Annotated in this window: 21 protein-coding genes; 11 read left to right on the forward strand and 10 right to left on the reverse strand. The window is 74.2% G+C overall.

All coding sequences use genetic code 11. The annotated features are described in order from the left end of the window. The first annotated feature begins 53 nt into the window (after window positions 1-53). The 3 genes from VGP36_06450 (at window position 54) to VGP36_06460 (ending at window position 4129) form a co-directional block, all read left to right on the forward strand. The gene (locus VGP36_06450) at window positions 54-362 is read left to right on the forward strand and encodes a DUF6247 family protein (GenBank protein ID HEV7654363.1); all 309 of its coding nucleotides are present in this window, start codon (window positions 54-56) and stop codon (window positions 360-362) included. Window positions 363-374: 12 nt separating this feature from the next. Continuing rightward, entirely contained in the window at window positions 375-638 is a 264-nt protein-coding gene (locus tag VGP36_06455; protein HEV7654364.1) for a hypothetical protein, read from the forward strand. Between the two features lie 179 nt (window positions 639-817). Beyond that, entirely contained in the window at window positions 818-4129 is a 3312-nt protein-coding gene (locus VGP36_06460; protein ID HEV7654365.1) for a glucodextranase DOMON-like domain-containing protein, read from the forward strand. A 198-nt stretch (window positions 4130-4327) separates the two neighbouring features. Here the strand turns inward: VGP36_06460 and VGP36_06465 are convergent, their stop codons facing one another. Next, window positions 4328-5506 carry a hypothetical protein gene (locus VGP36_06465; protein HEV7654366.1) on the reverse strand — a complete coding sequence of 393 codons (1179 nt, stop codon included), beginning with the start codon at window positions 5504-5506 and terminating at the stop codon, window positions 4328-4330. Window positions 5507-5777: 271 nt separating this feature from the next. On the opposite strand from VGP36_06465, the gene VGP36_06470 reads away from it, so the two are divergent. Both VGP36_06470 and VGP36_06475 read left to right on the forward strand, forming a co-directional pair. Continuing rightward, on the forward strand, window positions 5778-7049 hold the full coding sequence (locus VGP36_06470; GenBank protein HEV7654367.1) for an MFS transporter: 1272 nt from the start codon (window positions 5778-5780) through the stop codon (window positions 7047-7049). A 48-nt stretch (window positions 7050-7097) separates the two neighbouring features. Continuing rightward, on the forward strand, window positions 7098-8885 hold the full coding sequence (locus VGP36_06475) for an NAD+ synthase (GenBank protein ID HEV7654368.1): 1788 nt from the start codon (window positions 7098-7100) through the stop codon (window positions 8883-8885). Between the two features lie 157 nt (window positions 8886-9042). On the opposite strand, the gene VGP36_06480 is transcribed toward VGP36_06475, so the two are convergent. Beyond that, entirely contained in the window at window positions 9043-9678 is a 636-nt protein-coding gene (locus VGP36_06480; GenBank protein HEV7654369.1) for a hypothetical protein, read from the reverse strand. An 85-nt stretch (window positions 9679-9763) separates the two neighbouring features. Here VGP36_06480 and panB point away from each other — a divergent pair, with 85 nt between their 5' ends. Further along, window positions 9764-10594, forward strand: a complete 831-nt coding sequence (panB, locus tag VGP36_06485) for a 3-methyl-2-oxobutanoate hydroxymethyltransferase (GenBank protein HEV7654370.1) — start codon at window positions 9764-9766, stop codon at window positions 10592-10594. On the opposite strand, the gene VGP36_06490 is transcribed toward panB, so the two are convergent. Together VGP36_06490 and VGP36_06495 are read right to left on the reverse strand one after the other, a co-directional pair. Next, a complete protein-coding gene (locus tag VGP36_06490) occupies window positions 10591-11667 on the reverse strand; it encodes an ImmA/IrrE family metallo-endopeptidase (protein ID HEV7654371.1) in 1077 nt (358 codons plus the stop codon). The two genes, panB and VGP36_06490, sit on opposite strands and share 4 nt — an antisense overlap. Before the next feature lie 4 nt (window positions 11668-11671). Beyond that, window positions 11672-12298, reverse strand: a complete 627-nt coding sequence (locus VGP36_06495) for a hypothetical protein (GenBank protein HEV7654372.1) — start codon at window positions 12296-12298, stop codon at window positions 11672-11674. Window positions 12299-12361: 63 nt separating this feature from the next. On the opposite strand from VGP36_06495, the gene VGP36_06500 reads away from it, so the two are divergent. The 3 genes from VGP36_06500 to VGP36_06510 all read left to right on the forward strand — a co-directional run bounded on the left by VGP36_06500 (window position 12362) and on the right by VGP36_06510 (window position 15218). Beyond that, the gene (locus VGP36_06500) at window positions 12362-13114 is read left to right on the forward strand and encodes an SDR family oxidoreductase (protein ID HEV7654373.1); all 753 of its coding nucleotides are present in this window, start codon (window positions 12362-12364) and stop codon (window positions 13112-13114) included. 118 nt (window positions 13115-13232) lie between these two features. Beyond that, a complete protein-coding gene (locus tag VGP36_06505) occupies window positions 13233-13859 on the forward strand; it encodes a VOC family protein (protein ID HEV7654374.1) in 627 nt (208 codons plus the stop codon). A 174-nt stretch (window positions 13860-14033) separates the two neighbouring features. Then, window positions 14034-15218 (forward strand): epoxide hydrolase, encoded by a 1185-nt coding sequence (locus VGP36_06510; protein HEV7654375.1) that lies wholly within the window; start codon window positions 14034-14036, stop codon window positions 15216-15218. 390 nt (window positions 15219-15608) lie between these two features. Here VGP36_06510 and VGP36_06515 read toward each other — a convergent pair whose 3' ends face one another. From VGP36_06515 to VGP36_06535, 5 genes are read right to left on the reverse strand one after another with little or no spacing between them, the layout of a single operon-like run. Continuing rightward, the gene (locus VGP36_06515) at window positions 15609-16625 is read right to left on the reverse strand and encodes a tat pathway signal sequence (protein HEV7654376.1); all 1017 of its coding nucleotides are present in this window, start codon (window positions 16623-16625) and stop codon (window positions 15609-15611) included. Window positions 16626-16657: 32 nt separating this feature from the next. Further along, window positions 16658-17431, reverse strand: coding sequence for a helical backbone metal receptor (locus VGP36_06520; GenBank protein ID HEV7654377.1), 774 nt, complete (start codon window positions 17429-17431; stop codon window positions 16658-16660). Further along, window positions 17424-18098, reverse strand: a complete 675-nt coding sequence (gene npdG, locus VGP36_06525) for an NADPH-dependent F420 reductase (GenBank protein HEV7654378.1) — start codon at window positions 18096-18098, stop codon at window positions 17424-17426. Before npdG ends, VGP36_06520 begins: the two co-directional genes overlap by 8 nt. Before the next feature lie 33 nt (window positions 18099-18131). Continuing rightward, a complete protein-coding gene (locus VGP36_06530; protein HEV7654379.1) occupies window positions 18132-19544 on the reverse strand; it encodes an RNB domain-containing ribonuclease in 1413 nt (470 codons plus the stop codon). 13 nt (window positions 19545-19557) lie between these two features. Further along, window positions 19558-20295 (reverse strand): maleylpyruvate isomerase family mycothiol-dependent enzyme, encoded by a 738-nt coding sequence (locus VGP36_06535; protein ID HEV7654380.1) that lies wholly within the window; start codon window positions 20293-20295, stop codon window positions 19558-19560. Window positions 20296-20396: 101 nt separating this feature from the next. Here VGP36_06535 and VGP36_06540 point away from each other — a divergent pair, with 101 nt between their 5' ends. Then, window positions 20397-20744, forward strand: coding sequence for a helix-turn-helix transcriptional regulator (locus VGP36_06540; protein HEV7654381.1), 348 nt, complete (start codon window positions 20397-20399; stop codon window positions 20742-20744). 50 nt (window positions 20745-20794) lie between these two features. Further along, entirely contained in the window at window positions 20795-21205 is a 411-nt protein-coding gene (locus tag VGP36_06545; GenBank protein HEV7654382.1) for a VOC family protein, read from the forward strand. A 3-nt stretch (window positions 21206-21208) separates the two neighbouring features. On the opposite strand, the gene VGP36_06550 is transcribed toward VGP36_06545, so the two are convergent. Then, window positions 21209-21805 (reverse strand): HD domain-containing protein, encoded by a 597-nt coding sequence (locus VGP36_06550; protein HEV7654383.1) that lies wholly within the window; start codon window positions 21803-21805, stop codon window positions 21209-21211. Between the last annotated feature and the right edge of the window lie 87 nt (window positions 21806-21892).

Below are 21892 nucleotides of genomic sequence, written 5' to 3' on the forward strand. Positions count from 1 at the left end.
GCGGTACGGCGCCGGTGCGCCGTTACGCTGGGATCGTGACCTACGCTAGGGCTGTGGCCGCCGATTCCCATCGCGCGGATCCGAGCCTCCCGGCCCGGACGCCCGCCGGCGTCCGGGCCGCGCTGTTCGGCGAGGATCGGGCCGAGTTCGAGCGCGACTACCGAGCGGCTCTCGACCGCGCCGCCGCGGAGTTCGACCTCACACCCGTGCAGGACGTCCTCGAGCAGTGGTGGGAGCACGCTGCCCTGGCCTCCGACCGGCCCGCGCACCAGCGCATGCTCGCGGCCGCCGACCGACTCCGCGCCGGCCTCCCGGTCGCCAGCACATCGTGGGCCCAGGTCCGCGCCGAACTCGGCCTGTGACGCCGCTCATCGGTGTACGAGGTCAACCTGCTCGACGAGGCGCGCACGACGCTCGCCGGCCTGGCTCCGGACGCGCTCAAGAGCCTCGCCGAGCTCGTCGACCTGCTGGCGATCCAGCCGTACGCCGGGCGCCTCTACGGTCGTCCCGGCAGTGATCTGAGAACGATCGCGCTCGCCGACGGACGGATTCTGGCGGTGTGGTTGGTCCTCGAGGACCAACAGCGCGTCGAGGTCCTCCGCATCCTCTGGCTGGGCGACATGGACGGTCTGCGCTGACCCGCCGGTCGCGCCGCCCGGGCGTAAGCGGATCGGCGGGCGGCGGCGACGTCGCGACCTCTGATCCGGTCGGAGGCGGAGGCGACCTTCCGGTCGTGCCGCCGCCCCGGATCGACCGGTACGGACGCGCACGGGTTGTGTCCGGGGTCTCACGGTGCTGTGATGCGCCGGTGACCCGGATGCGCACCGTCGTAACGCTCGTCGCCGGTCTGCTCGCGGTGCCGGCGGTCGCCGCCGTCCCCGCCCAGGCGGCGCCACCGGATCCCGCGGCCGGCGCGCCCGGGGCCCTGTCGCACTTCGACCTGGCCCGCAAGGACTGCGTCGGCACGGCCCGCAACACCACGTCGAAGGTCTGGTACACGGTCGCGAACGGCGTGCTGTCCGACGTCTACGCGCCGACCGTGGACAACACGAACGTCGAGACGCTGCAGTACGCGGTGACCGACGGGTCGACGTTCACGGACCTGCAGACGCGGGACATGACGTACACGGCCAAGGCGCTGGACCCGAGCGGGATGTCCTGCCGGGTCACCAGCACGCCCAAGCGCGGCGGCTACACGCTGGTCACCGACTACGTCACCGACCCGGCCCGGAACGCGGTCGTGATGCACACCCGGCTGCGAGGCCCGGCCGGCCTCAAGGTCTTCGTCCGCTACGACGCGACCGTGAACGGCAACGGCGGCGGCGGGCCGGCCAACGGCGGCGCCGACGACGCGACCGTCGACCCGGCCACGACCGCGCTGGTCAGCTCGGACCCGAACACGGTCACCAACGCGGTGAACCGCGACTACGGCGTGCCGCTGTTCGGCGCGCTGCGCGGCGACCGGCCGTTCCGGTCGGCGTCCAGCGGCTACGCCGGGACGGCCAGCGACGGCCTGGCCCAGCTCGACGCGGACCACGCGCTGTCCGGCCCGACCACCGCACTGCAGGGCAACGTCGTGCAGACCGCCGAGGTCGCCCGCGGCGGCGACGGCAGCTTCACCCTGGCGCTCGGCTACGGCCAGACCGCGGCCGCCGCGATCGGCACCGCCGGGGCCAGCGCCCGCGCCCCCTTCCTCGCCACCCTGGCCCGGTACGCGGCCGGCTGGATCGCCTACGACGCCCGCCTGCAGCGCCCGCCGGCGCGGCTGCCGGGGCTGTCGCTCGCGCAGAGCCTGAAGCTGGCCCAGCAGTACTACCTCTCGGTCAACGTGGTGAAGGCCAGCGAGGACAAGACGTTCCCGGGCGCGATCGCGGCCGGCCTCGGCAGCCCCTGGGGCCAGGCCGTCAGCGCCGGTGACCTGCCCGACGGCAAGCCGACGTACTTCGGCTCGTACCGGGAGGTCTTCGCCCGCGACCTGTACGAGGGCTTCACCGGCCTGCTCGTGGCCGGCGACACCGCGACCGCCCAGGCCGCGACCCGGTTCCTGTTCGAGCGGCAGCAACTGGCCGACGGCCGGATGCCGCGCAACTCGCTGCTCAACGGCGCGAAGGCGCCCGACACCGGCGGCGACCAGCTGGACGAGACGTCGTACCCGATCCTGATGGCCTGGCAGTCCGGGCTCGGCAACGACCGCGCGCTCTACCGCGACCACATCAAGAAGGCGGCCGACTTCGTCGTCGCGCACGGGCCGTCGTTCGGCTCGGAGCGGTGGGAGGAGCAGGGCGGCTTCTCGCCGTCCACGATCGCCGCGGAGATCGCCGGCCTGGTCGCGGCCGGCCGGATCGCCGACCAGAACAACGACCGGGCCTCCGCCCGCGTCTACCGGGCCACCGCGGACTTCTTCCAGCGCTCGATCAAGGGCTGGACGGTGACCACCACCGGTCCGTACGGGTCGGGTCGGTACTTCATCCGGCTGTCCAAGAACGGCGACCCGAACGAGGCCCTGGAGTACAACCTCGGCAACGGCGGCCCGAGCGCGGACCAGCGCGCGATCGTCGACGCCGGCTTCCAGGAGCTGACCCGGCTCGGCGAGCTGCCCGCGAACGACCCCGACGTGCTGGCCTCGCTGCCGATCGTGGACCAGACGATCCGGACCCGGACCGACAGCGGCACCGGCTTCTACCGGTACGGCACCTCGACCCCGGGCACCGAGGACGGGTACGGCGACTGCTTCGTGGGCGACCCGACCGAGTGCGCGCCCGACGGCAAGCCCTGGCCGACCGGCAACTCCGGTTCCGGGCACTACTGGCCGGTGCTGTCCGGCGAACGGGCCGAGCAGCAGCTGCAGACCGGTGACCGCACCGGCGCCGCGGCCCTGCTGGTCGGGATGAACGACTCCACCTCCGGTGTCGGCCTGATGCCCGAGCAGGCCTGGGAGAACGCCGACCTGGCCGCCTCGCCGTTCGGCACCGACCCGGCCATCGCGTCGATCGGCTTCGTCAACGGCAAGCCGGCCGGCTCGTCCTCGCCGCTGACCTGGGCCCAGGCCCAGCAGGCCCGGCTGATCCTCGGCCTCGGCGCCGGGCGGCCGCTGGAGCAGCCCTCGATCGTCTCCGACCGGTACGTCAAGCACGGCCCGCCGGCCTCGATCCCGGTCACGCTGACCGCGCCCGCGGACGGCACGACCGTGCAGACGGCCACGGTGACCGTGACCGGGACGACCGCCCGCGGCGCGACCGTGGACATCGCCTCGACCCCGACCGACACCGGCGGCGCCACCACCGTGACCACCGTGCGGGCGTCCAACACCGGCGCGTTCTCGGCCACCGTGCCCTCGCCGTTCGGGACCTCGGTGCTGACCGTGGCCGCGACCACCGGCTCCGGCGCGACCGGGTACGCCCGTCGCACGGTCATCTCCGAGTTCGTCACCGGCACCACCGTGCTCGACGTGACCGACCCGGACGGGGACGACAACGGCCCGGGGACGTACGCGTACCCGACCGCGGCGGACTTCCACGCCGGCGCGTTCGACCTGCAGCGGTTCCAGGTGATCGTGGACGGCGACAACGTGCTGCTGCGGGCCAAGGTCCGGGACCTCTCGCCGACGTTCGGCTCCCCGGTCGGCGCCCAGCTCCTGGACGTGTACGTGCACACGCCGGACGGGGCCACGTCGACCGCGGCCGCGTTCGCGTCCCGCAACTACACGATCGCGCCCGCGTCGGCCTGGTCGCGGCGGATCGAGATCGAGGGCTTCGCCGACCCCGTGTTCGTGGACGCGGCCGGGACCTCGCTCGGCACGGTCTCGGTCCAGGCCAGCCAGGCCTCCGGGTTCATCACCGCGGTGGTGCCGCTGGCCGCGCTCGGGACGCCCGGGCCGGGCTGGCAGTTCAGCGTCGTGCTGCACGGGCAGGACGGGTTCTCCGCCGACCGGGCCCGCGGGTTCCAGCCGACGCCGCAGGACTTCCAGTTCGGGGTGTGCGCGGCCGGCGGGACCAGCCCGATCTGTCGGCTCGACCCGAACACGGTGCCGAAGGCGACGGACGTGCTGACCCCGGCCGGGGTCTCGCAGGCCACCGAGCTCGACCCGACTGCCGGCCCCGTCCAGATCGCCGGCGTCCCGGTCACGTAGCCCCGGTCTCCCAGCTCGGTCACCCGGCCCGGACCGCCTCGTGCAGTCCGGGCCGGGTCACGCCCGGGGCCGGTCCGCTGGTCCAGGCCAGGCCGGGCCGGGCCGGGCCGGTCCGGGTCCGCAGTCGCATCCGGGCCCCAGTCGCATCCGGGCCGGGCCGGGGCCGGATGCGCGGCGGTGGGTCGCGGGGTTGCGGAGTCAGTCGCGGATGACGATGCCGAGGCACATCTCGTCGGTGGTGCCGTCGCCCCAGAGCACGTAGCGCGGCGCCACCCCGGGCAGGACCTGCGGCCGCAGGCTCGCGTCGTGGGTGCAGGTGACCCGCAGCGTGTCGCCGGCGGCCACCGCGACCGGCTTCGGCAGCGCCACGCTGCGCTGGTCGTGGAAGTTCCACGGATTCACGTCCAGCAGCGTGCGGCCGCCGGGACGGCCGGGGTTGAGCTGCACGGTGATCCGGGTGCCGAGCAGGTGCATGTGCCCGGCCAGCGCGTAGATGTGGCCGGGCGTCGACACCTGGTGGTCGCAGCTCTGGGTGGCGCCGGGCCTCGGCCGCCCGCCGCAGATCAGGGTCAGCCCGGCGACGGTCCCGCCGGCCTCGGGCCCGAACCGGCGCATCTCGTCCAGCAGCGCCAGCGTCCGGTCGCAGAGCCCGCTCTGCGAGCCGGACGGGCAGGGCAGCTCCACCGGCGCCGGCAGCAGCGTCGTGTGCAGCGGGGTGAGATCGGCCGAGCCCGCCGTGAGCCGCAGCCGGATGCCGGGCCGGTCGCTCTGCCCGGCGGGCTGGTTGAGCAGGTTGTAGTGCACCTGCATGACCAGCTGGTCGCCCGGCTGCAGCAGGTAGCCGGTGCCGGCCGGGGTCTGGTCCTCGCCGAGGCCGCCCGGGGCCCAGGCCGCGACCCAGTCCTCGCCGCCCAGCTGCCGGCCGGGATCGTCGCCGCCGATGCCGGTACCGCCGAAGCAGGTCCAGCCGTCGGCCGCGGTCTTCGCGTCCAGGGTCCGCGCGGTGGGGACCTCGGCCGCGTCCACCCGGTAGAAGATCGCGTGGTGCACGATCGCCGTGTTGGTCGGCAGGAACGTGCTGCCGGTCAGGTACGTCGGCGCGCGCAGGCCCGGGTCGACCAGGAAGCAGTGGTACTCGTCGGTCCCTCCGCTCGGCGGCTTCGGCGCGTACGGCCGGGCGACCGTGAGCGCGCTGAACCGCTCCCCCGCCCGCAGCGGCGCCGCCGGCGTCGTGGGGGCGCTGTGCCCGTGGGTGGTCGTCGCCGGCGCGGGAGCGGGCGGGGCCGGCGCCGGGGCCGCCGGCCGGGCCGCCGCGCACCCGGCGAGCGCCGCGACCACGACCACCGCCCCGAGCCACCGCAGCCCACGCCGTCCCATATCGCTGACGGTACGGCGTCAGGCCTTCGTGTAGGCCACGAGACCGCGGACGAACCCGATGAGGCCGCCGATGATCGGGGGCGGACGAGACGACGCCGGCGTCCCTGGACCGGCCCGGAGCCGTACGGCGGAGGCGGCTGCGACCCCGGCGTACCGACGTTCGTCACGGCGTACGAACCGGCATCTCGGACACCGCCTAAACCGAAAGGCAAAGAACATTTTGGGTGCACGGCCGAATTGGGCTGGGTAGCCGATAGTCGGGAGGTCCGACATGGCCAGCAGCACCGCCGCCGCCCGCCAGCCCCTGACCGGTGAGCAACGCAACGCGTTCTTCGCCGCTCTGCTCGGCTGGTCCATGGACGCGTTCGACTACTTCATCGTCATCCTCGTCTACGCCGACATCGCCAAGGACTTCGGCGTCTCGCTGACCCGGATGGCGTTCCTGACCACGGTCACGCTGATCATGCGCCCGGTCGGCGCGTTGATCTTCGGGCTGTGGGCGGACCGGGCCGGCCGGCGCCGGCCGCTGATGGTCGACGTCGCGTTCTACTCGATCGTGGGCTTCGCCTGCGCCTTCGCGCCGAACTACACGGTGCTGCTGGTGCTGCGGCTGCTCTACGGGATCGGCATGGGCGGCGAGTGGGGCCTCGGCGCGGCGCTGGCGATGGAGAAGGTGCCGGCCGAGCGGCGCGGCTTCTTCTCCGGCGTCCTCCAGCAGGGGTACGCGATCGGCTACCTCGCGGCCGCGCTGCTCTACCTGCTTCTGCACTCCGCGCTCGGGCTGGACTGGCGCTGGCTGTTCGCGTTCTCGATCGTGCCCGCGCTGGTGAGCCTGTTCATCCGGTCCCGGGTCCAGGAGTCCGAGGTCTGGGAGCAGACGCACAAGCGGGAGCGCTCGACCCGGACCAGCATCGGCGAGGTCCTCCGGAACCCGACGGTGGTGCGCCGGTTCGTCTACCTGGTGCTGCTGATGACGGCGTTCAACTGGATGAGCCATGGCACCCAGGACGTCTACCCGACGTTCCTCAAGGAGGGCATCGGGCTGTCCGCGACGACCGCGACCTGGATCGCGGTGGTCTACAACATCGGCGCGCTGGTCGGCGGCACCATCGCCGGCGGCTTCTCGCAGGGCTTCGGCCGGCGCAAGACGATCATCCTGGCCGCGGTGCTGGGGCTGCCGATCGTGCCGCTGTTCGCGTACTCGTCCACGGTCGGCTGGCTGTGCCTGGGCTCGTTCCTGATGCAGATGATGGTGCAGGGCGCCTGGGGCGTGATCCCGGCCCACCTGACCGAGCTGTCGCCGGACGAGATCCGCGGCTTCTACCCGGGCGTGACGTACCAGCTCGGCAACTGCCTGGCCGCGTTCAACCTGCCGATCCAGGAGCGGCTGGCCGACGCCCACGGGTACCCGTTCGCGCTGACCGTGACGATCATCCCGGTCCTCCTGGCGGTGATCGTGCTCAGCGCGATCGGCAGCGAGGCCCGGCACGTGCGGTTCGGCTCGACCGACAACGCGGTCGCCGGCGCTCGCGCCTCGGCCTGAGTCCCGGGCCACGCCCTGCCCCGTCCGCCCTCGGGGGAGAATGGGGGTATGGCGCAGTTGCGGATCGGCCTGGCTCAGGTGGACACGACCGTCGGCGACCTGGCCGGCAACGCGGAGACGGTGCTGACCTGGTCCCGCCAGGCGGCCGGGTCCGGGGTCGACCTGGTGCTGTTCCCGGAGCTGGCGCTGACCGGCTACCCGCCCGAGGACCTGGTGCTGCGGGAGTCGTTCCGGGCCGCCAGCGTCCGGGCCCGCGACGAGCTGGCCGTCCGGCTGAAGGACGAGGGGCTGGGCGGGCTCGCGGTCATCGTCGGCTACGTCGACTCCGACGGCGGCCCCCGCAACGCCTGCGCGCTGCTGTACGACGGCACGGTCCAGGCGACGTACTTCAAGCACCACCTGCCCAACTACGGCGTCTTCGACGAGGCGCGCTACTTCGTGCCCGGCGACCGGTTCGTCGTGGTCCGGCTGCACGGGGTCGACGTCGCGCTGACGATCTGCGAGGACCTCTGGCAGGACGGCGGCCCGTTCGCGGTCGCCGCGCGGGCCGAGGTCGGCCTGATCAGCTGCATCAACGGCTCCCCGTACGAGCGGAACAAGGACGACGCGCGGCTGCCGCTCGCGGCCCGGCGCGCGGCCGAGGCCGGCAGCGCCATCGCGTACGTGAACATGGTCGGGGCGCAGGACGAGTTGGTCTACGACGGCGACTCGATGATCGTCGGCGCGGACGGGAGCCTGCTGGCCCGGGCCCCGCAGTACCGGGAGCTGCTGTTCGTCCGGGACGTCCAGGTGCCGGGTGAGCGGGGCACGGTGACCGGGCCGGTGCTCGGCATGACCGTGGAGCGGCACCGGGTCTCCGAGGAGCCCGCGCCGGTCCGGCCCGCGATCCCGGGGATCGCGTCGGCCGAGCGGCTGGTCGACGAGGAGGAGGTCTGGGAGGCACTGGTCACCGGCACCCGCGACTACGTCCGCAAGAACGGCTTCCGCACGGTCACGCTCGGGCTGTCCGGCGGCATCGACTCGGCCGTCACCGCGGTCATCGCCGCCGACGCGATCGGGGCGTCGAACGTCTTCGCCGTGTCGATGCCGTCGTCGTACTCGTCCGAGCACTCCAAGGACGACGCGGCCGACCTGGCCCAGCGGATCGGCTGCGGCTACCGGCAGGTGGCGATCGCGCCGATGGTGGAGGCGTACCTGTCCGCGGTGACGCTGACCGGGCTGGCCGAGGAGAACCTGCAGGCGCGCGTCCGCGGCACCCTCCTCATGGGACTGTCCAACCAGGACGGTCACCTGGTGCTGGCCACCGGCAACAAGACCGAGCTCGCGGTCGGCTACTCCACCCTCTACGGCGACAGCGTCGGCGGGTACGCGCCGATCAAGGACGTACCCAAGACGCTGGTCTGGAAGCTCGCCCGGTGGCGCAACGAGGCGGCGTCGAAGCGGGACGAGACCCCGCCGATCCCGGAGAACTCGATCAGCAAGCCGCCGTCGGCCGAGCTGCGGCCGGGGCAGCTGGACACCGACTCGCTGCCGGACTACCCGGTGCTGGACGCGGTGCTGGCCGACTACGTCGACCGGGACCTCGGCTGGGCCGACCTGGTCGCGGCCGGGCACGACCCGACGCTGGTCGAGCAGGTGATCCGGCTGGTGGACCGGGCCGAGTACAAGCGGCGGCAGTACCCGCCGGGTCCGAAGATCTCCCTCAAGGCGTTCGGGCGGGACCGGCGGCTGCCGATCAGCTCCCGCTGGGCCGAGACGGCGCCGCCGGAGACCGTCGGCGAGCACGCTCCCCCGCCGTCCGCCGGCCCCGCCGACCCACCCGAGGGCGTCTCTTAGTCCCCCGCGCCCGTCCCGCCGCCGGTTGCATCCGGGCGGTGCCGGCGCGTCCGGGCGGGGCGGATGCCGGCGCGTCCGGGCGGGGCGGATGCCGGCGCGTCCGGGCGGGTGCCGGCGCGTGCGGGGCGGATGCCGGCGCGTCCAAGCCCGGCTCGGGTCAGATGCGGGGCGTGCAGGCGGTCCAGACGACGTCGGGTTCGCCGCGGGCGACCGGGATCTCGATCAGGGCGACCGACGCGTACCGGGCGTGGAGGCGGGCCTCGAACGCGAGGGCCCGGTTCGCGCTCCAGACCGCGAGCGTGCCGCCCGGCGCGAGCCGGCGGTCCACTGCGGACAGTCCGGGTTCGTCATAGAGGGCCGCGTTGTCCACTGTGACCGTCCACTCCGGACCGTTGTCCACGTCCAGGCAGATCGCATCGTACGTCCCGGGCGCGTGCAGCGCGTCCGCCAGGTCGGCCACGACGAGGGTGACCCGCGGGTCGTCCAGGGCCGCGGCGGTGCCGAGGTGCTCGCGGTTCCAGCGCACCACGGCCGGCTCGATCTCGACCACGGTGACCGCAGCCGGGTCGAGCGTGAGCGCCTCGGCCAGCGAGAAGCCGACGCCGAGCCCACCGATGAGGATCCGCGCGCCCGGCCCGCGGACGGCGGCCCGGACCAGCTCCCGCTCCGACCGCCCGTCCCGCGTGTCCATCAGGAACATCCCGTTGCTGACGATCTCGTGATGCTCGCCGTCGCGCCGCAGCACCAGCTCCCCGCGCGGCGTCTCCAGCCGCTCGACCGTGACGGACACCACGCGGCGAGGGTAGGCCAGCCGTGTCACGCTTTCTGCAGAGCCCGGGGACCTGCGACGGAGCAGGCCTCGAGGAGGGATGGGCACGATGACGGAACCAACCCTGTACGGCGGCCCGGCCGGCAAGCGGGTCCGCACCCACCACCTGGCCGACGCCAAGCGTCGCGGCGAGAAGTGGCCCATGCTCACCGCGTACGAGCAGTACGCGGCGGAGATCTTCGACCGGGCCGGCGTCCCGGTGCTGCTGGTGGGCGATTCCGCGGCCAACAACGTCTACGGCTACGAGTCGACGCTGCGGGTCAGCGTCGACGAGCTGATCCCGCTGGCCAAGGCGGTCGTCCGGGCCACCACGCGGGCGCTGATCGTCGCCGACCTGCCCTTCGGCTCGTACGAGTCGAGCCCGGAGAAGGCGGTCGACACGGCGGTCCGGTTCATGAAGGAGACCGGCGCGCACGCGGTGAAGCTGGAGGGCGGCGCCGCGGTGGCCAGGCACGTGGCCGCGATCGTCGGCGCCGGCGTCCCGGTGATGGCGCACATCGGCTTCACCCCGCAGAAGGAGCACGCGCTCGGCGGCTACCGGGTGCAGGGCCGCGGGGCCGCGGGGGACGAGGTCTTCCACGACGCGGTCGCGCTGCAGGCGGCCGGGGCGTTCGCGGTGGTGCTGGAGATGGTGCCGGCCGACACCGCGAAGCGGGTCACCGGCGAGCTCACGATCCCGACCGTCGGCATCGGCGCCGGTCCGGACTGCGACGCCCAGGTGCTGGTCTGGCAGGACATGGCCGGCCTGCGGGAGGGCCCACTGCCGCGGTTCGTGAAGAAGTACGCCGACCTGCGCGGGGTGCTGCAGGGCGCGGTCGCCGAGTTCGCCGAGGACGTCCGCACCGGCGGCTACCCGGGGCCGGAGCACTCGTACAGCTAGGGAACGACGTGCAGGACCGCGCGGCGCGGAGAGGTCTCCGCGCCGCCGGTCAGCACGGCCGGCACCAGTCCGAACAGGTGCCGGCTCAGCTCGTCCGCGGACAGGCCGAGGTGCGCGGTCAGCTCGCCGACCCCGCCGCGGTCGCGCAGCCCGGCCAGCACCTTGGTCAGCACCTGGGACACCTCCGGCGCCGCCCCGCCGGGCTCGGCCGTGCGGTAGCCGTCGCGGGCCAGCGCCACGCAGGTGGTGCGGTAGTTCCAGTCCGAGAGCAGGTGCAGCTCGTGCAGGCGGTGGGTCAGCGCCATCGCCGAGACGACCCAGGGCCGCTTGGCCACCAGGATCGCCTCGACCGTCGCCTCCCGCAGCCCCTGCGCGAGCACGGCCCGCCGCGGCATCAGGAACGCGGCCGCGAACCGGTTCGCCTCCGCCTCCCGGTCCCGGCCGTGCACCCGGGCCGCGCCAGAGTGCAGCAGCAGGTGGCCGAGCTCGTGCGCGGCGTCGAAGCGCTGCCGTTCCGCGGACCGGTCGGTATTGAGGAAAACGAACGGCCGGTCGTCCCGGATGAGCGAGAACGCGTCGACCTCCCGGCAGTCGTCGGCGAGGGAGAAGACGCGGACTCCGTGCGCCTCCAGCAGGTGCACGGCGCTGGGCAGCGGCCGCTCCCCCAGCCCCCAGCGCCGCCGGACGATCTCCGCCGCGGTCTCCGGCTCGTGCTTCTCCAGCGTGGGCAGGTCCGGCGCCGGCAGCGTGAACCGGCGCTCGACCCAGTCGGCGATCTCGATCGCGATCCGGCCGGCCGCGAGCGCGGCGTCCCGGCGGCCGGCCGTGGTCCGGCTGAGCTTGCGGAAGCTCACCACGTCCGGGTCGAGGAGGTCGACGTCGTCGCCGGCCAGGAAGGCCGCGTCGACGTCGAGCGCCGCGGCCAGCCGGGCGACGGTCGCGGGCGGCGGCGAGTGGTGCGCGTTCTCGTACGCGGACAGGGTCCGCAGCGGCACGCCCGACCTGCGGGCCAGCGCGGTCAGCGTGAGCGCCCGCCGGTGCCGTGCCAGCCGCAGCCGGGACGGGGTCAGCACCGGCTCAGCCCTTGAACTCGACCGGCACGTCCAGGTCGCCGGGTGGGTCGTCCGGGTCGGCCTCCGGCGCCAGCAGCAACGGCGGCAGCGGGATCCGCTCGGCCCAGGAGTCGACGACACCCTCGCGCATGCCGTTGGGCACCGACAGCTCCAGGTCGGCGCGGCCGGGCTCGACCTTGACCAGCAGCACCCAGCACAGCCGGCGGCTGGCCGGGCCGGGCTCCGGGCGCAGGCCGAGCGGGAACTCCTCCTGCACGAAGCCGAGGTTCTCGGTCACCGCCTCCCGCATCAGCGGGCCCTTGGGGTGAGCCGTCCGGACCTCGCCGCGGGGGTCGCCGACCGCTCCCGCCCCGGTGGAGACGATCACCGCGGTCCGGCCGTCCGGGGAGACCGTGCGCTCCTGGCCGCCGGCCCAGTCCGCGCTCCAGCCCCGCTCGTCGGTCAGCAGCCGGAACTCCTCGACCGTGTGCGAGACCAGGTCGGTCCCCTGGGCGTTGCGCGGCGCGAGGTCGGTCCGGGTGGCGCGGGCGGCGATCCCGGCCCGGACCGCGCGGTGCAGCGTCTCCACGTCCAGGCCCAGCTCCGCGAGCCGGTCCGGTTCTCCCAGCTCGAGCTGCAGCGCGGACGTCATGCCGGAAATCCTCCCTCCGATGAGGGGCCGGATCGTGCCGGACACGCCGGGTACGGTCAGCCGGTGACGGGACGAGCGGTGCTGGTGACGGGTGCCTCGCGGGGCGTGGGCCGGGCGGTGGCGATCGCGTTCGCGGCCGCCGGGGACCGGGTGGCGGTGCACCACCGGGACTCGGCCGGGCTGGCCGTGGAGACGGTCGGGATGCTGGCCGGGGACGGGCACGTGGTCGTGGCCGGCGACCTGGCCGACCCCGCGGCGGTGTCCGCGTTCGTCGGCGACGCGGCCACCGGCCTGGGCGGGCTGGACGTGCTGGTGAACAACGCGGCCTCGATCGTGCCGCACCCGCCGGGCGAGGTGACGTACGAGCAGTGGCAGCAGGCCTGGACCCGGACCGTCGGCGTCAACCTGCTCGGAACGGCCAACGTCACGTTCTGCGCGCTGCCGTTCCTGCGCCGCTCCGCCGGCGCCCGGATCGTGAACGTGTCCTCCCGGGGCGCGTTCCGGGGCGAGCCGGAGCAGCCGGCGTACGGGGCCTCGAAGGCGGGGCTGAACGCGCTCGGGCAGTCGCTGGCACTCGCGCTGGCCGGAGACGGGATCGCGGTCTCGACGGTCGCGCCCGGGTTCGTGGAGACGGACATGGGCAACGAGTGGCTGAAGTCGCCGCGCGGGCCGGAGCTCCGGGCGCAGTCGCCGTTCGACCGGGTGGCGCGGCCGGACGAGGTCGCGGCGGCGGTGCTCTACCTGGCCTCGGCCGAGGCGGAGTGGGCCTCCGGCGCCATCCTCGACCTCAACGGCGCCTCCTACCTCCGGACCTAGGTCGCGTTGCAGTGTCTAGGTGTGTCTTCGCCTCCGCCTTGCGCTCTGGCGAAGCGACTGCTTCTAAGTTGGGCGGATGGCCGTTCACATCACCGCACGGGCGTTCCATTCTGAGGGCTTGTCACAGTGGCGCGTCTGCGACGGTGGTGCCAGCGCCTGGTTCGGCGCTCCCGACCTCGCGACCGGACTGACGTTCGCACTCTCCGTCGCGGCCCTCCCCGAGTGCGTGGATCACCCGCCCGATCTCGACGCGCGCAGCACCGGCGTCATGGTGCGCCTGAATACGTTCGGGCCGAGACCGGGCGGGCTCAGCACTCTCGACGTGGCGGCGGCCCGGGCCATCTCCGAGGTGGCGGGCGAGCGCGGCCTCGTCGCCGACCCGTCCCGGATCGGGAACATGGTCCTCAACATCGGGTCGACGGCCCCGGCCGCGATCGTGCCGTTCTGGCGCGCCGTGCTCGGGCTGGACGAGGTCGACGGCGAGCTCAACGACCCGCTGGCCCGGCAGCCTGTGGTGTGCTTCCAGCACCTGGAGACGTCCCGTCCCGGGCACGGCCGGATCCACGTCGACGTCTGGGTGCCGCACGACCAGGCCGAGGCCCGCGTCGTGGCCGCCCTGGCCGCCGGCGGACGGCTGGTCAGCGACGAGCCGGCACCGTCCTGGTGGATCCTGGCCGATCCGGACGGCAACGAAGCCTGCGTTGCGACGTGGATTGGTACTGACGGTCAGGGTTACCCGGAGTGACTCAAGGCGTTGGCCGCAGCGGGTCTGGGCGGTCGAGGGCAGCAACGGCATCGGCCGGCACGTCGCGCAGCGACTGGTCGCCGACGGCGACCGGTATCCACGGTTGACGGCGCGCGGCAGCATCGGCTCGACTGCACCACGGGGGTTCCGACCGCGGCCAATCGAGGAGAGTGCATGTCCGCCATGACCGACGTCCGCGCGTTCCGGGTCGAGATCCCGGAGGAGAAGCTCACCGAGCTGCGCCGCCGCATCGACGCGACGCGCTGGCCGACCAAGGAGCCGGTGTCGGACCGTTCCCAGGGCGTACAGCTGGCGACGATGCAGGCGCTGGTTCGGTACTGGGTGGGCGACTATGACTGGCGCCGGTGCGAGGCGAAGCTGAACGCGCTGCCGCAGTTCAAGACCGAGATCGACGGCGGGGACGTCCACTTCATCCACGTGAAGTCCCCACACCCGAATGCGCTGCCGCTGATCATGACGCACGGCTGGCCCGGCTCGGTCGTCGAGATGGTCGACTCCGTCGGCCCCCTCACCGATCCGCCCGCGCACGGCGGACGCGCCGAGGACGCGTTCGACCTCGTGCTGCCGTCCGTGCCCGGCTACGGCTTCTCGGCCGAGCCGACCGAGACCGGGTGGGACCTCGGACGCATCGGGCGCGCGTGGGCCGAGCTGATGCGCCGCCTCGGCTACACCCGGTACGTCGCCCAGGGCGGCGACGTGGGCGCCGGCGTCACCGACGCAATGGGTCGCCAGGCCCCTGAAGGGCTGGTCGGTATCCACACCAACCTGCTCGCGCCCGCGCTGGGCGCGCCACAGTCGACGGACACCGACGAGGAGCGCGCGGCGGCCGGCCAGCTCGCCGAGTTCAACGCGACCGGCAACGGCTACTTCGTGGAGCAGGCGACCCGGCCGCAGACGATCGGCTACGCGCTGCTGGACTCACCCGTCGCCCTGGCCGCCTGGATGATCGACCACGACACCGACGCCTACTACAAGATCGCCGGTGCGTTCGTCGACGGGAAGCCCAGCGGCAACCTCACCCGGGATCACATCCTCGACAACGTCACGCTCTACTGGCTGACCGGGACGGGCGCCTCGGCGGCGCGATCGTACTGGGACAGCTACGGCGTGGCCGACGCCGAGACCGCGGCGGCCCTGGCGGCCAAACCGGTCACGGTGCCGGCCGGCTACACCACGTTCCCCGGCGAGCTGTTCCGGGCTCCGCGCAGCTGGGTCGAGCACAGCTATCCCACCCTGACGTACTTCCACGAAGCCGAGCGGGGCGGTCACTTCGCCGCCTGGGAGGAGCCGGAGCTGTTCGCCACCGAGCTCCGAGCGGCGTTCGGGTCACTGCGCTAGACCGAATTCGGTGGCTGTGCGCCCGCTCGCGGGCGCGAGCCGAACGCCGCGTTGGAGCGGTTCCTGCCGCGCTGACGGTTGCGGCCGCCGAGGAACGGCGGCCAGGGCGTCCGCGGCGGTGGCCGGGGAAGGGCTCCGGGCGGTGACGCACCAGCAAGGCGTGCTGGACAGCGTCGTCCGCACCCGGGCAACCACCTTGACTGCCTGGGACTCCTCATCGGCGACGGGCCGGCCAGCCACGGACGACGCGCCGGCAGCCGCCTTACCAGCAGTCGACACCCCGACCGCCAAGCGGCCATCCGGAATCTGGCCCGAAGGAGGATGCACGCACCTCGGCAGAGGCGGTCGTTGCGTCCGGACGGTTGGGAGACACGACCTGGCCGCCGGCCGTCAGCGGCCGGTCGACTCGTCGGGGACGGTGACGGTCGCGGGGGTGTGCGCGCCGAAGATCGTGGCGACGACGTCGCTGGTGGCGTGGACCCCGGGGGCCTCGCCCGTGCCCGGCGGGAGGTCGTCCATGACCGCGACGACGTACCGCTCCCCCGGGCCGGCGAAGCCGACCGAGCTGGTGCACCAGTGCTGGACGCCGCCGTCGTACTCGATCGACCAGCCGTCCTTGGCGCCGGCCTGCTGGGCCGCGCCGGCCGCCCAGACGCCCCAGTGCTGGATCGGGCCGGTCGTCCGCATCGCGTTCACCAGGTAGGCCCGGTCGGCCGCGTTCGTCCTCGTCAGCACGTACGTCATGAGCGCGCGCAGGTCGCGGGTGGACAGCTTGATGAAGCCCCAGCGCTGCGGGAAGCCGGGGACGAACGTCGCGCCGGTCATGCCGTACCGGTCGCGGAAGCGGGGCAGCAGGGACGCGCCGCCGTACCGGTCCCAGAGGGCGTCGGCGGCGTCGTCGTCGGAGACGGCGAGCATCGCGGCCAGGTCCTGGCGGGCCTTCGCGTCCAGGGTGATCTCGCCGGCGCGCTGCCGCTCCAGCAGGCTCGCCGCGATGGCGAGCTTCGGGGTCGAGCTGGCCCACATGAGGTGGCTCGCGGTGCCGGCCTCCCAGACCGCACCGGTCCGCCGGTCCAGCACGGTGACGCCGAGCTTGCCCGGCTCGGTCGCGACCAGCTTCGCCGCGGCGTCGAGCCGGTGCTGGACCGTGCAACCCCAGACTCCGCAGGACGGGGTCGGCTCCGGGGTGGTCGTCGCCGGGGCCGGGGTGGTCGGCCGGGTGGCGGCCGGCGCGACCGTTCCCGCGGTCGCGATCGCCGACGGCACCGCGGACGGAGCGGCAACGGGAGTGTCCCGCCGGCTCAGCGCGACCGCGACCCCGGCGCCGAGCACCAGGACCAGCGCCACCGCGAGCGCCGCCAGCAGCGGGCCGCGGGACCGGCGCGACCGGCCGGGACTGGCGTGCACGGCTGCTCCCCTCGGTCGATCGGCGGCCGAGGCTACCCGCTCGTGCGCAGGACCTCGGCCAGCTGGCGTTCGAGCAGGTCCCGGGCCGCCAGCAGGGACGGCCCGTACCAGGTCAGGTGCCGGCCGCTGACCAGCGCGACGTCCAGGCCGGGGAACTCCTCGGGCCCGTCGGCGGCGCTGAACGCATACGGCTCGTCGGGCAGCACGACCAGGTCCGCGCCGGAGCCGCGGATGTCCTCGGCCGTCACCCGCGGGTAGCGCTCCTCGGCCCACTCGTACGCGTTGGCCACCCCGAGGTGCCGCAGCACGTCCCCGGCGAACGTCCGCGGCCCGAGCACCATCCAGGGCCGCCGCCAGATCGGCACCGCGGCGGTCCGGACCGGGGCCGAGCCGTCGTACGTCGAGGACCAGGCCCGGCGGGCCTCCTCGAGCCACGGGACGTCGGCCACACCGCAGGCGGCCAGCATCCGCCGCAGGCTGGTGAACGCCTGGGCCAGCGTGGCCGGGGCGGTCACCCAGACCGGGATCCCGTCCGCCCGCAGCGCCTCGATGTCGTCCCGCTGGTTCTCCTCGGCGTTGGCCAGGACGAGGTCCGGCTTCAGCGCCCTGACTGCCTCCACCGAGGGGTACTTCGAGCCGCCGACCCGGGCGACGTCCAGCCCGGCCGGGTGGGTGCAGTAGTCGGTCGCGCCGACGAGCAGGCCGGGCACGCTCGCCGCGACCGACTCGGTCAGCGACGGCACCAGCGAGACGACCCGGCGCACCGGGCCGAGCACGACCGGCGCTCCGAGATCGTCCTCAGACATCGGTGACGCGGACGCCCGAGTGCGCCTTGTAGCGCCGGTTGATCGCGATCAGGTTGGCCGTGAACGCCTCGATCTGGTGCGCGTTGCGCAGCCGCCCGCCGTAGATCCCGCGCACGCCCGGGATCAGCTCGGCCAGCGCCTGCACGGTGTCGGTCGCCTCCCGGTCCTCGCCCTCCCCCAGGACGAGCACGTCCAGCTCGACCTGCGGCACCGCCAGGTCGTTCAGCAGCGGCGCGCTGACGTGGTGGAAGGCGGCGGTGACCCGGCTGTTCGGCAGCAGCGCGGCGGCCTGCTGGGCGGCCGAACCCTCGTCCACGTGCAGCGGGAACGCGCCCTGCTTGTCGAAGCCGAGCGGGTTGACCGCGTCGACGACGATCTTGCCGGCCAGCACGGCGGCCAGCCCGCGCAGCAGCTCGGCGTGCCCCTCGTACGGCACGGCCACGACGAGGACGTCCGCCTGCCGGGCGACCTCGGCGTTGTCCGAGCCGGTCACGTCCGCGTGCGGCACGTCGGCCAGGATCTCCTGGGCGATCCGGGCGCCCTTGGCGGCGTCCCGGGAGCCGACCACGACGGCCACACCGGCCGCGGCGAACCGCCGGGCCAGGCCGGCGCCGAGCGGACCGGTCCCGCCGAGCACGCCGATGGTGAGCTCCTTGACGTCCGGCACGGCGACTCCCTCACGATCGGTGATCAGCCGAACCTACGCGACGGGCGCCCGCCCGAACCGCACCAGCCTCTTGTCCGGGTCGGCCACCTCCAGCCGGGCGGTGATCGACTCCCCGACCGGCAGGTCGGCACCGCTGCAGGTGGCCCGTACGGCCGGCTCGGCCAGCACGATCGTGCCCTTGTCCCTGCCCGCGTCCAGGACCACGGCCGGGAAGTCGCGACCCTCCTGCCCGGCCAGCAGCCAGGCCTCGGTGGCGTCGACCACGGCCCGCTCCAGCGCGCCGGCCTGCCGGTTGCTCGCCGCCATCAGCGCGTTCAGCTCCGGCAGGGCCGCACGGGCCCAGTCCGGCACCGGTGTCCCGGCCGCCAGCGCCAGGCAGACCTCGCTGCCGAACCGGTCGACCAGCCGCCGGATCGGCGCGGTGACGTGCGCGTACGGCATACCGACGGCGTGGTGCAGCGGGTCGGCCGGCGGCGTCCCCTCGAACGGCGTGTACGCGGCCCCGCGCAGCAGCACCGACGCGTGCTCCAGGAACGCGGCCTGACCGGGGGTGGCGCCGTCCAGCGCGGAGATCACGTCCCCGGGCTCGGCCCCGGCCGGCCACGGCACCCCGAGCGCCGGCGCGAGCTTCCGCAGCGCCGCGACGTCCTCCGGCCGCGGCGCCGGCAGCGTGCGCAGCAGCCCGAGCCCGCCGTCGAGCATGATCGTCGCCGCGCAGGCGCCGGTGAGCAGCGAGACCTGCGCGTTCCAGCGCTCGACCGGCAGCTCGCGGCGGAACTCCGAGGTCCAGCCGCCGCTGGGCGCCGGGACGATCTCCTGCTCCGGCACCTCCAGCTCGGTCGCGTGCCGGGCCCGGGCCAGCGCCAGGCGGAGCTCGCCGACCTGCTGCAGCAGCGCCAGCGGTTCGGGCGGGGTGCCGGCGTCGACCGCGGCCTGCAGGCCCGCGTACTCCAGCTGGGCCCGGCTGCGCACCCGCGCCCGCCGGACGTCCACCGCGGCGACCTCGCCGTCCGGGGAGAGGTCGATCCGCCAGAGCACGGCCGGGCGGATCTGGTCCGGCAGCAGGCTGGCGGCACCCTCGCCGAGGACCGGCGGGTGCAGCGGCGTGCGCAGGTCCGGGCTGTAGAGGGTCTGGCCGCGCGTGCGGGCCTCGAGGTCGACCGCGCCGCCGGGCCGGACGAACGCGGCCACGTCGGCGATCGCGTAGCTGACCCGGAACCCGCCGCCCGCACGGGCCGCGATGTGCACGGCCTGGTCCAGGTCGCGGCTGCCGGGCGGGTCGACCGTGACGAACGGGACGTCGGTCGCGTCGAGCGCCGGCAACGCCGGCTGCGCCGCGGCCGCTTCGGCCAGCACGTCGGCCGGGAACCCGGCCGGCACCTCCAGCTCGGCCCGGACGGCATCGAAGCTCAGCGGCGCCCGGACGGTCAGCCGGCGGGTCGGCACGGTCGCATCCCCCTCACTGGGTCGTGAACCACCCCAGGAACTGCCGGGCGACCTCGGGGTCGCCGGTGACGACGAGGCTGTCCACCGGGCGCCGACCGTACAGCGCGAGGATCAGGTCGCTCGCGCTGCCGCCCAGCACCGCGTTGCCGGTCGCCGGTCCCGGCTCCAGCGTCCCGCCGGCCGGGACGAGGACGACCCGCCGGTCGTCCGCGGGCGCGTCGGTGGCGGTCAGGCCGACGGCGGCCGCCGGATGCGGCCACGTCCCGTTGGTCGGCACCTCGACGGAGAGGAACTCGTCCACCCCGTCGGCGGCGATCTCGGCCGGCAGCGGGCCGGACCGGCCGATCGTGTCCTCGGCGTCCCAGGCGTGCACGCCGGCCTCCTGGAGCTGGTGCCGGGCGACCCGGGCCGCGGTCGTCGGGCCCCACCAGGACCAGACCGGGCGGTCCGGGCCGGCGTCCCGCAACGCGTCCAGCAACGCGCCGGTGGAGCGCTCGGACCAGTCGAGCAGGTCACCGGTCGGCTCCCGCTCGGGCACGTCGTCGTCCTCGGGCGCGATCTCCGGCTTCCCGGCCACCACCGCGACGGCCCAGAACCGCTGCACCTCGCCGAGGTGCGCGATCAGGTCGCGACCGGTCCAGTCGGGGCAGGACGGGACGCGCTCGGCGAGCGCGGCGGCCAGCGCGGAGCGGAGCGCGGCGCTGCGACCCTCGATCAGCTCCAGCATGCGGTCGTACGGGATCTCGGTCATGGCGCCGTTGTAGCGGAGGGCTACGACAGTTCCGGGCCGGCTGGCATGCTGGGCCGGTGGCACCCGAGGACCTCGCCCACCTGCGCCGCGCCCGCGACGCGATGGACCGCGACTTCGCCCGGCCCCTGGACGTCGACGCGCTGGCCCGGGTCGCGCTGATGTCGCCGGCGCACTTCTCCCGCCAGTTCCACAAGGCGTACGGGGAGAGTCCCTACAGCTACCTGATGACCCGGCGGATCGAGCGGGCGAAGGCGCTGCTGCGGCGCGGCGACCTGTCCGTGACCGACGTCTGCATGATGGTCGGCTGTACGTCGCTGGGTTCCTTCAGCGCCCGCTTCACCGAGCTGGTCGGCGAGACCCCGAGTGCGTACCGGGCCCGGGACCACCAGGCGCTGGCCCGGGTGCCGGCCTGCTTCACCAAGCGGATGTCGCGGCCCAGCCGGCACTGAAGCGGTTTTCGAGAAGCGACCACCCGGCGGCCCGCGGCAGGCTCTGCGGCATGAACCTCACCGTGAACCACTGCTTCCTGACCGTCCACGACCAGGACGCCGCGCTGGCCTTCTACACCGGCGTGCTCGGCCTGGAGAAGCGCAACGACGTGTCCTTCGACGGCATGCGCTGGCTGACCGTCGGCGCGCCGGAGCAGGCCGGGCTGGAGATCGGCCTGCTCCTGCCGGGCGCGCCGTTCAGCCCGCCGGAGGACGTGCAGGCGGCGATCGAGCTGGTCGCGAAAGGCCTCACGCCCGGGCTGATCTTCGCGACCGACGACTGCGACGCGGCGTTCGAGGAGCTGCGCGGCAAGGGGGCCGAGGTCATCCAGGAGCCGATCGACCAGCCGTACGGCCGGGACTGCGCGTTCCGCGACCCGTCCGGCAACCACCTGCGGTTCACCCAGACCCCGAAGTCCTGACCGTCAGGCCTCCAGCGGGTTGGCGGCGATGCGGGCGGCGAGACCGCTGCGCATCGCGGCCGCCGCGGAGCTGTCCGGCTTGCGGGCGGCCTGGTCGGCGAAGCAGGCCGTGAACCGCTCGGCCAGGTCCAGCCGCGGGTAGGCCGCGAGCACCTCGGCCCGCAGGTCCGCCGGCCACTGCGCCAGCCGCCGGCCGGAGATGTCCAGGCTGGTCGCCCGCTCCAGCAGGTGCCCCTCCGGGTCGTACCCGGGGTCGACGTCGTCCCACATGTGCCGGACGATCACCTCCGACAGCCGCTCCCGCCGCTCCGGCGGCCAGCCCGCGCCCGCCCCGAACACCCAGCCCAGATGACCGCCCGCGGTCTCGAACGGCAGCCGGTGGCTGTCGAAGGGCTCCTCCAGCCCGAGGTCGTGCAGCAGCGAGGCCACCCGCAGCAGCTCCGGCTCGAACTCCACGTCCGTGCTGAGCCCGTACGCGGCGGCGAACAGGGACGACCGGATCGCGTGGTGGACGAGCGCGGGCGGGGCGTACCGGCGCAGGACCTCCTCGGCCGAGCGGGTCGCCGCGGTGTCCGGGATCGGCAGGTCCGACATACGCATCGCGCCAGTGTCCCTAGGATCGCGACGGCGCCGGGCCACGGGGGTCCGGTCGGACCCGACGAGGTGGACACGCATGGCGGTCAACAC

It is taken from the genome of Mycobacteriales bacterium, assembly GCA_035995165.1.
In the GTDB taxonomy this organism is placed as follows: Bacteria; Actinomycetota; Actinomycetes; order Mycobacteriales; family CADCTP01; genus CADCTP01.